The sequence below is a fragment of the Aeromicrobium sp. Sec7.5 genome, from assembly GCF_036867135.1.
In the GTDB taxonomy this organism is placed as follows: Bacteria; Actinomycetota; Actinomycetes; order Propionibacteriales; family Nocardioidaceae; genus Aeromicrobium.
On record NZ_JBAJIJ010000002.1, the window covers coordinates 430,631 to 443,723 of the forward strand.

Genomic DNA, 13,093 nt, shown 5'->3' on the forward strand with positions numbered 1-13,093 from the left:
TGAGGCACCCCGTCCGAGACCCGCACCCCGCCGTCGCGTCGTGCGAGAGTGGTCGCGTGAGCCATGAGCCGTCCCTGAACGACCGGGCGACCGGCTGGGTCTTCCTCGCCTTCGGCGTGATGCTGCCGGTCGCGACGGCCGCGCGCTGGGCCACGACGGGCGAACCGCTGTGGGCGGAGTCGAGCCGACTGGTCGTCAACCTCGCGGCGCCGACCTTGATGCTCGTGATGACCGCACTCTTCCTCGCGTTCGGTGCCGTGATGCTGGAGTGGACCACCTCGGCCACGGCCGTGTCGGCGACCCTGGCCCTGACCACGGCCTTCATCGGACTCCTCGGGGCCATGTGCCTCGTGGCTCCCGACGAGATGGTGGGACAGGGCCGAGGCGCGCCACGGACGGAGACGGCGGCGGTCATCACCGGCATCGTCCTGCTGGCCGCGGTCGGCGCGATCGGTGCCCTGACGGCGAGATCCGCGATCAGGCGGAGGTCACGGGATCGTCAGGAGTCGACTGCCGACTAGGTCCGACGTCAGAGTCCGGCCTGCAGCCGGAGCCCGGCCAGCAAGAGGTCAAGCCCCGCCCGGAACTGGACAGCGTCGTCGTGCCCGGAGAACTCCTCGACGATGTGCGTCACGAAGGGGAACTCATCGGCGTCGAGCGCTCGCCATTGGTCGGCAAACCGCTCGAGATACTCCGCACGACCGACCTTGCCTTCGAGCACCTCGCGCGGCGGCTCCTGACCGAGGTCGGCCGCCGTGCCCACGACGAAGCCGATGACCGCCGACACAGCGTGGAACTGCTGCAGGGGCGTCAGGCCCTCGAGCCGCAGCACCTCTCGTCCGAGTCGGTCGTACATCTTCAGACCAGAAGGCTGCAGAGCCGTGTTGCGCATGAAGTAGGCGCCGAGCCACGGCCGGTCGACAACCGCGTCGAACAACGTCAGCGCAACACTGCGGAGATCGTCGATCGGTTCGTCGGTGGCGGGCAGGCGCGCGACGTCGGCGAGCACGCGCTCGAGCACGTGGTCGGTGGCGCGGTCGAGCAGCTCGTCCTTGCTCGAGACGTACCAGTAGATGCTGGCGACCCCGCCGCCGAGACGCTCGGCCAGGGCCCGGAAGGTGAGCGCCGGCTCGCCGGCCTCGTCGAGCAGCGCGACCGCCTCGGTCAGCACCGCGTTCATCGAGTGCGTGACGCGCGGACGACCACTTCGCCGGCGCGCGGCGGGTCGCTCCCTGGGTGGTGCCATGACGCACATCCCACCACACCTTGCGCAACATCGAACAACGTTCTATGTTATCGAACGACGTTCGAAACTCGAACGTTGTTCGATAACTTCCGAGAGGAGGCGGGTCGCGATGACCACCACCACGACTCCCACCCCCAGCCGCACCTACCCGTCGCTACGTGCGGCGTGGATCCCGCTCGCCGCTCTGTGCCTGGCGTTCTTCGTCGAGATGGTCGACAACACGCTGCTGACGATCGCGCTGCCCACGATCGGTCGCGACCTCGGCGGGGAGACCACGACCCTGCAGTGGATCACCGGGGCCTACTCGCTGACCTTCGGCGGGCTGCTCCTCACCGCCGGCGCGACCGCCGACCGACTCGGCCGGCGACGCGTGCTGCTCGTCGGACTCGCAGCGTTCGGCGTGCTGAGCCTGTTCGTCGTGCTCGTGTCGACCGCGGGCGAGCTCATCGCCCTGCGCGCCGCCCTGGGCATCTGCGCCGCAGCCATGGCACCCATCACGAACTCGCTCGTGTTTCGGCTCTTCGAGGACCAGGCACTGCGCATGCGCGCCATGACGCTGATGATCACCGTTGGACTGTCGGGCTTCGTGCTCGGACCGCTGCTCGGCGGCACCGCACTCGCCCACGTCAGCTGGGAGTGGCTGCTCGTCGTCAACGCGCCGATCGCGCTCATCGCCGGCATCGGTGTCTGGAAGGGCGTCGCACCCGACCGCCGGGAGGACCTGACCGACGACCGGCTCGACCTGCCCGGTGCCGTGCTGAGCATCGCCGCGATCGGCCTGGCCTGCTACACCCTCACGACCGCCGTGGAGCACGGGTGGCTCGCCGCGACGACGCTCCTGACGGTCGTCGGGGCCGCCGTCGCCCTGGGCGCCTTCATGTGGCACGAGCGCCGGACGCCGTCGCCCATGCTCGACCTCGGACTGTTCCGCAACGGGACGGTCCGCGGTGCTGCGATCGCCCAGGTCGGCACCTCGATCGCGATGGCCGGGGTCATGTTCGGGCTGATCCTGCACTTCCAGTACGCCTACGGCTGGAGCCCGGTCCGCGCCGGACTGGCCAACCTGCCGCTCATCGTCACGATGATCCTGGCCTCGCCGCTGTCGGAGTCGCTGGCCAAACGGTTCGGCCACCGCATCGCCTGCCTGGTCGGCGTCGGCTTCCTCACCACGTCGCTCGTCGGCATGGCCTGGGGCGTCGAGCACGGCTACCTCGCGATCGCCGTCTCGCTGGTCGTCATGACGATCGGGCTGCGCACCGTCATGACGATCTGCGCCGTCGCCCTGGTCGAGGCCATGCCGGCCAACCGGACGTCCATGGGCACGGCGCTCAACGACACCGCGCAGGAGGTCGGCACGAGCGTCGGCACGGCCGTCGTCGGCACGCTCATCGCGCTGCTCGTGACGACCCGCCTACCGTCCGGTGCGTGGACCAGCGACCTGGTCGATTCGTTCTTCCACGGCGAGCGCGTGATGTTCGGCGCGCTGGCCGTCGTGGTCGGGCTCGTCGCGGGCTGGGGCGCCCTGACCCTGACCGACTCCCGCACCGTCGAGGAGCACCCCTGACCCCGACCGCCCAGATGTGGTCACCTCTCGGGGGTTCAGGGGCGGGTGACGAGGATTCCGGTGGCATCGGCGTAGAGGTGGTCGCCCACCTCGACGCGCACGCCGCCGACCGTGACGGGGACATCGACCTCGCCACGACCCTGGCGGTCGGACCGGCGCGGGACCGAGCCGAGCGCACGCACCCCGAACGGGAGGGTGCGAAGGATCTCGACGTCACGGACGGCGCCCTCGATCACGACACCGACCCAGCCCTCGGCCACCGCACCCTCGGCGATCATGTCGCCGAGCAGCGCGACCGAGAGCGACCCGCCGCCGTCGACCACCAGGACCGCGCCGTCCCCCGGCGTGGCCAGCAGCTCCTTGACGCGCGAGTTGTCCCCGAGGCACCGAACCGTGCGCACCGGGCCGTCGAACACCTCGCGTCCGCCGAAGTCGCGGAAGCCGGCCGCGAGGACCCGCGCCGCCTCGCCCAGCTCGTCGCACAGGTCAGGGGTCGTGAAGGTCATGACCCGGACGCTATCGGGCACCCCGCAGTGCGGGTCCCGGCGACACCGTAGGTTCAGGTCATGACCACCCGGGAATTCTGGCGGAGCATCGAGGCCATCCACGACGTCGTGTACTTCGCACCGGAGGCGATCGAGCGTTACGAGCAGCTGGGCCTGCGGGGCTTCTGGATGGGCTACTGCGCCTCGCGCGGAGGCGCTCTCGGGGCGGTCGGCCCGGAGGTCGCCACCGCCCTGTTCCACGGCTTCGCGCCCGGCCGGGTCGGGCGGGCCCTGCCCGACGCGTGGGACCGCACCACCCCCGACGCCGTGCTGACGGCCCGCCTCGACGGCGCCCGCGAGGCGCTGGAGCGTGGCTTCGTCGACCTGCCCGCGGACGTCGACGTCGCCCGCACGGCCGACGCCCTCCACCAGCTCGCCGGGATGCTCGACCTCGCCGGCCGGCCGCTCGCCGCGGCCCACCGCAGCGTGCCGGCACCGACCGATCCGCTCGGGAAGCTCTGGCACGCGGCCACCGTGCTGCGCGAGTACCGGGGTGACTCGCACGTCGCGGTCCTCACCGCGGCCGGGCTGGGCGGTGCCGAGTCGAACGCGCTGGCTGCCGCCGTCGGGCTCGTGACCCACGACCAATACCGCTCTCGCGGCTGGACCGAGGAGCAGTGGGCCGCGGCCTTCGACCGTCTGCAGCAGTTCGGCTGGGTCGACGGCACCGAGGCGACGGAGACGGGCCGCGCGGCGCGGGAGCGTCTCGAGGACGCGACCGACCGTTCGTGCGGAGCCGGGCTCGACCAGGAGGGCACGGCCCGTGCGTACGCCCTCGTCCCCGCGCTGGTGCCGATGGCCCGCTCGATCGAGTCCACCGGCGTGATCTTCTACCCCAACCCGACGGGCGTCCCGCAGCCGTAGGTCCTCTCCGCTGCTCCGAGTGAGGTCAGCCGAGGATCGTCACGAAGACGGCGTCGGTCGCGGAGGTGCCGAGGTTGACGCCGTCGCCGTCGCCGACCCGCACCTCGATCGCGCCCGAGTACGGCTCGCCCTCACCGACCATGAGCTGGGCGCCGGGCAGGACGCCCGCGAACTCCAGGTGCTGCAGCAGCCCGGGGTCGCGGTCGGAGATGCGCTCGACGCGGACCGCCGACCCGGCGTCCACCCCCGTGAGTCGCACCGCGTCGGGCATCGTGATGACGCCGGCAGCGTCGGGGATCGGGTCGCCGTGCGGGTCGCGCGTGGGCCGACCGAGCACCTCGTCGATGCGGTCGACCATGAAGTCGGACACCGCGTGCTCGAGGTGCTCGGCCTCGTCGTCGACCTGGTCCCACGAGTAGTCGAGCACCTTGACCAGGAACGTCTCGATCAAGCGGTGCCGGCGCACCATCGCGAGCGCCATCGTGCGGCCAGCCGGCGTCAGCTCGACGGTGCCGTAGCGGTCGTGCTCGACGAGTCCCTGCTCGGTCAGCTTGGCGAGGGCCCCGGAGACGGTGGACGTGCGGAGCTCGACCCGTGCGGCGATACGGCTCGCGGTGACGGGGTCGGTGGTCCACTCCTGCAGGCTCCAGATGGCCTTGAGGTAGTTCTGCACGCTGGGGGTGAGGTCCCCGACCGACGTGACCGACATGGTGCGGAGTCTAGGACAGCAGCGGGGTGGGGTTCAGCCGAAGAGGGCGGCCACGCCGGGGATCGCACAGAACACCGCGACGAAGGCGGCGGTGCGGGCGAGACCGCGCTGCAGCTGCTGACGCGGCTCCTGCGCCACGTAGAGCCTCATCGACAGGTCCACCATGGGATGGACGGTACACCCATCTCGCGATGGCTGCCAGACCCGATCAGGGAAGTTCGGTGCACCGAACTCCCCCGATCGGCTGGGTTCAGCGCAGCGACGCGGCGTCGAGGAGCAGGACCTGCGCGGTCTTGTGACCGAGGTCGACGATCGGTCCGCGCACCGCGCCGAAGCGCTCGGCGAGGTCGATCGCGGCGGTGTTGTCCACGTCGGGGTCGAGCACGAGCCGCCGGATCGAGCGGTCGGCCAGCACGTGCCGGGCTCCCGCCGCGACCAGGCTCGCCGTCCAGCCCTCGCGGTGCGTGTCGCCTCCGGCGACGAAGAAGTGGATGCCGAGGTCGCCGGGGCGGTGGTCGATCAGCTGCGAGATCGGCTCGACCTCGGCGTCGACGCGATAGGTCTGCACGATCGCAGCCGGCGCTCCGTCGGCGAGGACGAACGAGGCCGTGTGGGTGGGCTGCTCGTCGAGCCACGTGTACACCTCCCGGACCTCTTCGAGCGTGTACTCGCTCATCATCCAGAAGCTGCCGCGGTCCTCGGTGACCCAGCGGTGGATCGCGTCCGCGTCCGCGACCGGGTCGATCGGTCGGACGGTCAAGGTCGGGGTCACGGTGCGTCCTCCGGAAGGCTGATCAGGTGACCGTCCGCCCAGGCGTCGAGCTGGTCGAAGGCGTGGTCGGTGTCGCCGAGCCCGCTGGCGCCGAGCGGCACGACCCATCCTCCGGCGGACCGGTCGGCCAGGTCCCACACGTAGCGGGCGACCGGGCCGCGGAAGCACAGGTCGTCGAGCGTCGGCGCCGCGGTGGTGGAGAGGACGCAGTCGAGGTCGCCCGAGAGCCGCACGGTGCGCGGCGGCGGCTCGTCGGTGGCGCTGAGCGGCCAGAGCGTGTGCCGACTGCCCCACGTCGCGGGCTCCGACTCCCCCAGCGCCTCGAGCGCCTCACGGGCGAGCTCGACGAGGTCCACGCCGAGGACGCGGCCGCCGTCGACGACGATCGCGTCGAGGCCCGTCATGACCCGGGTCGCGACGAGGAACCACGGCTCGAAGAGGGGCCCGGCCTCCGGAGTGCCCTCGAGCCCCGCCAAGGCGTCGGCGGCAGCGATGCGCCGCACCAGCTCGCTTCGCCACGCCCCGAAGGCGCCGGCTCCGATGCTGTCGGCGTCCATGTGGCCGTCCCAGGCGACGATCGCGTCACGCCACCGGCCGGCGCCGGGGCTGAGCGACGCCAGGTCGGCGACGAGTCCCTGCAGCCGGGCCGCCGTCGGCAGGAACGTGTCGGTCTGGATGCGCGCGCAGAGGGTCGCGTCGACCTTCGCGTCGGCGGCGAGCAGCTCGGCGATCCGGCGGGCCCGGTGCGGTGGTGCGAACTCGATGCCGAGCCAGGGCGCCTCGCCCCGGCGCTCGTTGGCGGTGACGACGAACCCGTCGGCGGGGACGTCGTGCCGCGGCATCGCGTCGGCCCACCCGGTCCACTCGTGCCCGGGCTCCCAGGCGGGGACGGGTCGCTGCCGGTTCGCCTCGGCGCGCACCGGGACCCGGCCCGCCGTGAGGTGGCGCACGGCCCCGGTCGTGTCCGCGACCAGCACGTCGTTGACCGGCTCGACCCAGGCGGCGAAGGCGGTCTCCACGTCGTCGACCGTCCGCGCGTGCAACAGCGGCACGAGGGCCGAGAACCCGAGGTCGCGCAGCGCGAACGACGGCGTGCGCAACGCGTAGGCGCGCTCGCCCGGACCGCCGTGGACCACCGGCCCGTTGCGGGTCACGATGATCTCGACATCGACCGGTGGGCCGCCACGCACCTGCACGCGACTCGTCGAGGTGTCGGCGTCGTACCAGCCGTCGGGCCCCTCGACCATGAGGCCCTCCCCGATGACACCAGTCTCGTCGCGACGCAGGCGTTCGACGTAGAGGTCCTGGTAGTCGGCCATCGCGTTCGTGATCCCCCACGCGACGTGACCCGTGTGTGCGAAGTGCTGCACCCCCGGCACACCCGGGAAGGTCAGGCCCACGACGTCGAAGTCCGGACCTACGAGGCGCACCTGCTGGTAGACGCCGGGCGACTCGATCAGGCGGTGCGGGTCGCCGGCCACGATCGGCAGGCCCGACGCGGTGCGATCGCCGCCGACCGCCCACGCATTGGAGCCCGACCAGACGGGACCCTCGAGGTCGAACAGCGCCACGGCGTCCTCGCCCACGACGGTCGCGAGCCGCTCGCGCCACCACTTCGTGGGGAACGTCGCGAACAGCACGTGCTGCACGAGGAACACCGCGAGCGGCGTCCATGGCTTCCACTCCCCCGGCCGGGCGCCGACGCGGGCCAGCTCGGGCGGGGTCGGCGACGCCAGCAGGCCACCGTTGACGCCGTCGACGAACGCGTCGACGAACGCCCGGCTCGTCGCGTCGAGGCCGCGGTAGGCGTGCTTGGCGACCTCCTCGAGCAGGGAACGCCGGGCGAACACGTCCCAGGGCACGCCCGCGGTGCCGAGCAGCTCGGCCGTGCGGCCCTCCCCCCGGAGCCGCTCGAGCTCGATCTGCCACCCGCGCTCGCGCGCGACCGAGCGTCCCTGCTCGCGCGCGACCTCCAGGAGGGACGCGCCGCGGATGACGGGGACACCGTGCGGATCGTGCTCGATGCTCACGCCCCGCGGCTCCGCACGACGGCCATCGGGTTGGTGAGCTCGCCGGCCATGATGAGCGACGACGCCTGGTCGGCGAGGTCGACCATCTGCAGCGTGTTGCGCAGCTGCAGCCGGTTCAGGCACGAGTGGGCGAACCGGGGCCGGAGGACGTCGAGCTCCGCAAGGCGGTCGGTGAGCTCGGGGTGATCGGCGGCGTGCTGCTGCACGACCTCGCGCGCGAGCGACCAGAAGTCGTCGTCGGACAGCAGCCCGTCGTCGGCGCAGATCGCGGCGAGGAAGCGCAGGAACCCGTCGACTGCGTCGGTCAGGATCGACAGCACCTGCAGGTCGGGATCGACGTCGACCTTGATGCGGGCAATGTCGTCGGGCAGCTCCACCCCGGACCCGTCCGGCCCGGCGAAGACCGCGACCTCCTCGCCGACGTCCTTCATGAGCACCCGCACGGGCGCGTGGTCGCGCAGCACGAGGATCAGGTTCTCGCCGTGCGGCATGAAGGCCAGCCGGTGCTGCGCGAGGCAGTGGACGAGGGGCCGCAGGTACGCGCGGAGGTAGCGGGAGAGCCAGTCGGCGGCCGACAGGCCCGAGGCGGCCACGAGCTGCGACACCAGGCTCACGCCGTCGGCATCACGGTGCAGGAGGGAGGCCATCGTGGCCGCGCGCTCGCCCTCGCGCAGGCGGGACGTGGCGCTCTCGCGCCACAGCGCCGCGAACATCTTCTGGTGGGCCGACGGCCGCGGCAGCCGCTGGTAGGCGCCGCCGGTGTAGCCGATCGCGGCGACCTCCCGCAGCACGTCGAAGCCGCACTCCTGCAGCTCCGGATCGGTGCGCACGCGGCCGGCCACCCAGTCGTTGATGGCCGGGGTCGGACGCATGTAGTGCGGCGAGAGCCCGCGCAGGAAGCCCATGTTCTGGATCGAGAGCGCCGTCTTGACGTAGTGGCGCGCCGGGTCGGAGGCGTTGAGGAACGTGCGGATCGACTGCTGCGCGCGGTGGTCGTCGCGCCCCGGGCCGAGCGGCACGATGTCGCGGCGGGCCACGTCGGGGGCGAAGGTGATGGCGAGCTTGTGCTGCCACTGCCACGGGTGCGCGGGTGCGAAGAGGTAGTCGTCGGGGTCCTCGCCCAGGCCACGCAGCAGCTCGCGCCAGCCCGCGACCAGGTCGTCGTCGAGCTCGTGGGCCCACAGCGACGCCTCGTCCCAGCCCTCGCCGACCGAGAGGTGCGCGAGGCTGCGTCGCACCGCGGTCCACTGCAGGTGCACCGGCGCCCCGGCCTCCGGCGCGTACGCCGCGAAGTCGTCGAGCGAGAAGCCGATGCGCCCGTTGTTGGCGATGAAGGCCGGGTGGCCCTCGGTCATCGCCGCCTCGATCGTGGGCAGGTCGGCGTGCACGAGATCGGCCGACGTGAGCCGGTGGTGCGTGCGCTTCCACGCCGCCGACTGCAGAGTGGAGGCCACCTCCTCGAGGTACACCGGCAGCAGCGCGTCAGGGATGCCGAGCACCGGCGCGAGGTCGACCACGACGTCCATCGCGTCGACCGCGGCCAGCTCCGCGCCGGCCCGCCGCTCGATGCTGGCGGGGTCGATCGTCCAGTGCTCGAGGTGGTGCACCCGGCCGCGGAAGCGGTATTCGGAACCGCCCTCGGTGCGGACGACCCAGGTGTCGACGTGTCCCGCGACCGCCTGTGGCGTGAGCAGACGCTCGTGCGTCAGCTCGGCCAGGATCTTGGCGACGAGGTGGCGGTGCGCCGCCTCCATCGCGGCCGGCTCGAGGTGCGCCGAGCTCGGGTCGATCACCGGCGCGAGGGTGTCAGACGAGGGCACGGGCGCCTCCGCTCTGCTCGACACCGAGGGAACTCGCGGCGAAGGCCTCGCGGCTACACGTGCTGAGCATCGCGGTCTTGGTGGGCAGCTCGATCTCCTGCAGCTCGACGAAACCGGCAGCGACGTTCTTGGCCCGGATCGCCTCGTTGCGGGCGTCGGGCTCGACGACGACGCGCGTGACGGCGGGGTCCTCGAACAGCCAGGCCATGACCGCGGCGAAGATCGCGTCGGTGTGGCCGGCGACCGGCTCGGCCCCCGTTGCGAGGGGCGCGACGAGGACGTGCATGCCGACGTCGCCGTCGGTGGGCGCGAGGTGGCCCGCCAGCTCGGAGTGCGCCGGGTCGTACCGCTCGACGAGGAACGCCGGCGCACCGTCGACCGTGCCGATCCGGGCCTCGTGGTGAGGATTCGCCGCGATCGCCGCGTACTCCGCGTGCACGTCCTCGAGCGACGCGTCCTGCATCTGCCAGTACACCGACCGCGGGTGCGTGACCCACGCGTGCAGCAGCTCCAGGTGCCGGTCGAGGTCGAGCGGCTCGAGCCCGATCGCGCCTCGGGCGCTCACCGCGCTCCCTCCCGCAGCCGGGCCCACGACGGCGTGCCGAACTCCTGCACCGCGATGCGCGTCTCGACGGGGTACACCTCGCGGTCCAGCATCGAGTTGAGGATGACCGAGCTGCGGAACGCACCCATGCCGAGGTCGGGCGCCACGAAGCCGTGCGTGTGCTCCTCACCGTTCTGCACCCAGATCTCGCCGGGGTGGGTGCCGACCTGGTAGTCGGCGCTCGCGGCGTAGCGCCCGCGCTCGTCCCACCGGATGCGGTCGCGGACGCCGTCCGTGAACGTGGGCACGACCGAGCGGTACCCCGTCGCCAGGACGACGGCGCCGGTGGTCGAGCCGAAGGCCTCACCGGTCTCGGCGTGCCGCAGGCGAAGCGAGAACTCGTCGCCGTCCCACGTGAGGTCGGTGAGCTCCGTGGCGGTCAGCAGGCGGGTGTCGCAGCGACCCTGGGCGCGGAGGCGGTAGAGCGTGTCGTAGATCGTGTCGACGAGGTCGCCGCTGATGCCCTTGTAGAGGCTGCGCTGCTCGCGCAGGAGCGTCTCGCGGGTGACGTCGGGGAGCCCCTGGAAGTACGCGGTGTACTCCGGCGAGGTCATCTCCAGCGTGAGCTTGGTGTACTCCATCGGGAAGAACCGCGGCGACCGCGTGATCCACGTGACCTGGGGCCCGCCCGCCGTGAGCAGGTCGAGGTAGATCTCGGCCGCGCTCTGGCCGCTGCCCACGATCGTGACGCTCCCTCGGGCCAGCAGCGCGTCGCGGTTCTGCACGTACGCCGAGGAGTGCACGGCCGGCGCGTCGCTCGTGAGGTGCTCCGCCGCGGCCGGCGGCACGTACGGCGTCGAGCCCGTGCCGAGCACGAGGCGCGGGGCGCGGTAGGTCTGCGTCTCCTGCCCCACCCGGGCGCGCACGACGTACTGCTCGCCGTCGTGCGTGACCTCGGTGACGTGCCGACCGAAGTGCACGCCGTCCAGCTGCTCGGCGACCCAGCGGCCGTACTCCACGAACTCCGACCGCAGCGGGTAGAAGCTCTCGCGGATGTAGAACGGGTAGAGGCGGCCGACCTGCTTGAGGAAGTTCAGGTACGAGAACCGCGACGTGGGGTCGGCCATCGTGACCAGGTCGGCCATGAAGGGCACCTGCAGCGTCGCGTCCTCGAGCACCATGCCCGGGTGCCACTCGAACTGGTCGCGCGACTCCAGGAAGACCGCGTCGAGGTCGTGGAGCGGCTCGGCGAGCGCGGCGAGCCCGAGGTTGAACGGACCGACCCCGATGCCGATGACGTCGTGGGTGCTCATCGCGACACCTCCATGAGGGAAGAACGGTATGGCGATGTCGCGATGAGGATCCGATGGATCGCTCGCTGATGCTCGCTCATCGGGTGACCTCGGTCGTGTCGAGGAGGCGGTGGCCCGTCGTGCGCACCAGGTCGAGCAGGTCGCAGAGCCCGCCGACCGTGGCCGTGGGGTTGAGGAGCGTCAGCTTGAGCCAGGTCTCGCCGTGGAACGTCGTCGACGCGACGATCCCCTCACCACCGGCGAACAGCTCGCGGCGGATGCGGGTGTTGAGCGCCGAGGCGTCCGCGGGGTCGATCTCGACCGGCCGGAAGCGGAAGACCACGGTCGAGAGCGTGGGCTGCATCGCGACCTCGAAGTCAGCCGCCCACTCGTCGTCGGTCAGGACCCAGAAGAGCTCGCGGGCCAGGTCGATCGTCGTGTCGAACATGTCGCCGATCGCGTCGGCACCGGTCATGCGCAGCGTCGTCCAGAGCTTCAACGCATCGAAGCGGCGCGTCGTCTGCATGCTCTTGTCGACCTGGTTGGGCAGCTGCGCGGCCTTGGGGTTGAGGTAGTCGGCGTGCCACGTGACATGCCGCATCGTCTCGGCGTCGCGCACGATGATCGCGCTGGAGCTGACCGGCTGAAACCACGTCTTGTGGAAGTCGATCGTGACCGAGTCGGCCCGCTCGATGCCGGCGAGAAGGTGACGGCGCCTGGTCGAGGCCAGCAGGCCTCCCCCGTACGCGGCGTCGACGTGGAGCCAGGTGCTCTGCCCATCTTGCCGCCCAGGGCCCGGCACCCCGTACTCATCTTGCCGCCCAGGGCCCGGCACCCCTGCCTGGGCCGCGCAGACGTCGGCGATGCGGTCGATCGGGTCGATCGCGCCGAGGTCGGTGGTGCCGGCGGTGGCGACGACCGCCATCGGCAGCAGGTCGTGCGCCGCAGCGCTGGCCAGCGCGTCGGCGAGGGCGAACGGGTCCATGCGGTGCAGGTGGTCGGTGGGCACGAGCACGACCGCCTCGGCCCCGAGTCCCATGACGCTCGCGGCCTTCTGCACGCTGAAGTGGCTCTCGGCCGTGGCGAAGATGCGCAGGCGCGCGAGCGTGGCCGCCAGCGGTGCCGTGGGGTCGCTCTCGGCGAGGCACGCCTGGCCCCGGGCGAGCAGGAGCGCCTGCAGGTTCGACTGCGTGCCGCCGCTCGTGAAGATGCCGTCGGCCTCCGCGTCGAAGCCGATGCGGCCGGCGGTCCAGTCGACGAGCCTGCGCTCGATCAGGGTGCCGCCGGCGCTCTGGTCCCACGTGTCGAGGGAGGAGTTGACGGCCGAGACGAACACCTCGGCCAGCAGCGCCGGCACGGCCACGGGGCAGTTGAGGTGGGCGGCGTAGCGGGGGTCGTGGAACCAGACCGCGTCGTCGAGGTAGACCTCGCTCAGCTCGGCGAGCACGCCCTCGAGGTCGAGTGTGGGGCCGTCGAGGTCGACCGGGCCGACCTTGGCCGCGGACTCGGCGGGCGTGACCCCGGAGAAGGGACGCTCGAGGCCCGACAGGTGGCGCGCGAGGTGGTCGACGCCGCGGTGCAGCGTCGCGGCGTACTCGTCGATCGAGTCGATCGTGAGCAGGTGGTCCGAGGGAGGCACGCCTGGTCCTTTCGGGTCAGTTGGAAAGCCTTGCCTAACTTAGACCCTGCGGACCCGTCCGGCGCAAG

General features: G+C 71.9%; 13 protein-coding genes. 3 read left to right on the forward strand and 10 right to left on the reverse strand.

From position 1 onward, the window contains the following. The first annotated feature begins 56 nt into the window (after window positions 1-56). Entirely contained in the window at window positions 57-521 is a 465-nt protein-coding gene (locus V6S66_RS15450) for a hypothetical protein (protein WP_334207674.1), read from the forward strand. An 8-nt stretch (window positions 522-529) separates the two neighbouring features. Here V6S66_RS15450 and V6S66_RS15455 read toward each other — a convergent pair whose 3' ends face one another. Then, complete coding sequence (locus V6S66_RS15455; protein ID WP_334207675.1) at window positions 530-1,246, reverse strand: TetR/AcrR family transcriptional regulator; 717 nt, start codon at window positions 1,244-1,246, stop codon at window positions 530-532. 109 nt (window positions 1,247-1,355) lie between these two features. On the opposite strand from V6S66_RS15455, the gene V6S66_RS15460 reads away from it, so the two are divergent. Further along, entirely contained in the window at window positions 1,356-2,810 is a 1,455-nt protein-coding gene (locus V6S66_RS15460) for an MFS transporter (protein WP_334207676.1), read from the forward strand. A 35-nt stretch (window positions 2,811-2,845) separates the two neighbouring features. Here the strand turns inward: V6S66_RS15460 and rraA are convergent, their stop codons facing one another. Then, window positions 2,846-3,316 (reverse strand): ribonuclease E activity regulator RraA, encoded by a 471-nt coding sequence (gene rraA, locus V6S66_RS15465; protein ID WP_334207677.1) that lies wholly within the window; start codon window positions 3,314-3,316, stop codon window positions 2,846-2,848. Window positions 3,317-3,376: 60 nt separating this feature from the next. Between rraA and V6S66_RS15470 the strand changes: the two genes are divergently transcribed. Beyond that, complete coding sequence (locus tag V6S66_RS15470) at window positions 3,377-4,219, forward strand: SCO6745 family protein (RefSeq protein ID WP_334207678.1); 843 nt, start codon at window positions 3,377-3,379, stop codon at window positions 4,217-4,219. 25 nt (window positions 4,220-4,244) lie between these two features. Here V6S66_RS15470 and V6S66_RS15475 read toward each other — a convergent pair whose 3' ends face one another. The 8 genes from V6S66_RS15475 to V6S66_RS15510 all read right to left on the reverse strand — a co-directional run bounded on the left by V6S66_RS15475 (window position 4,245) and on the right by V6S66_RS15510 (window position 13,025). Next, window positions 4,245-4,928: a metal-dependent transcriptional regulator gene (locus V6S66_RS15475; RefSeq protein WP_334207679.1), complete on the reverse strand. Its 684-nt coding sequence runs from the start codon at window positions 4,926-4,928 to the stop codon at window positions 4,245-4,247. Between the two features lie 33 nt (window positions 4,929-4,961). Beyond that, window positions 4,962-5,093: a hypothetical protein gene (locus tag V6S66_RS15480; protein ID WP_334207680.1), complete on the reverse strand. Its 132-nt coding sequence runs from the start codon at window positions 5,091-5,093 to the stop codon at window positions 4,962-4,964. A gap of 85 nt (window positions 5,094-5,178) precedes the next feature. Next, a complete protein-coding gene (locus V6S66_RS15485; protein ID WP_334207681.1) occupies window positions 5,179-5,700 on the reverse strand; it encodes a GNAT family N-acetyltransferase in 522 nt (173 codons plus the stop codon). Continuing rightward, window positions 5,697-7,730, reverse strand: a complete 2,034-nt coding sequence (locus V6S66_RS15490; RefSeq protein WP_334207682.1) for a penicillin acylase family protein — start codon at window positions 7,728-7,730, stop codon at window positions 5,697-5,699. Before V6S66_RS15490 ends, V6S66_RS15485 begins: the two co-directional genes overlap by 4 nt. Next, a complete protein-coding gene (locus V6S66_RS15495) occupies window positions 7,727-9,550 on the reverse strand; it encodes an IucA/IucC family protein (protein WP_334207683.1) in 1,824 nt (607 codons plus the stop codon). The genes V6S66_RS15490 and V6S66_RS15495 overlap by 4 nt, the downstream gene beginning before the upstream one ends. Further along, window positions 9,537-10,115, reverse strand: a complete 579-nt coding sequence (locus V6S66_RS15500) for a GNAT family N-acetyltransferase (protein ID WP_334207684.1) — start codon at window positions 10,113-10,115, stop codon at window positions 9,537-9,539. Before V6S66_RS15500 ends, V6S66_RS15495 begins: the two co-directional genes overlap by 14 nt. After that, on the reverse strand, window positions 10,112-11,407 hold the full coding sequence (locus V6S66_RS15505) for a lysine N(6)-hydroxylase/L-ornithine N(5)-oxygenase family protein (RefSeq protein WP_334207685.1): 1,296 nt from the start codon (window positions 11,405-11,407) through the stop codon (window positions 10,112-10,114). Before V6S66_RS15505 ends, V6S66_RS15500 begins: the two co-directional genes overlap by 4 nt. 76 nt (window positions 11,408-11,483) lie before the next feature. Next, window positions 11,484-13,025: a pyridoxal phosphate-dependent decarboxylase family protein gene (locus V6S66_RS15510; RefSeq protein WP_334207686.1), complete on the reverse strand. Its 1,542-nt coding sequence runs from the start codon at window positions 13,023-13,025 to the stop codon at window positions 11,484-11,486. Window positions 13,026-13,093: the final 68 nt, after the last annotated feature.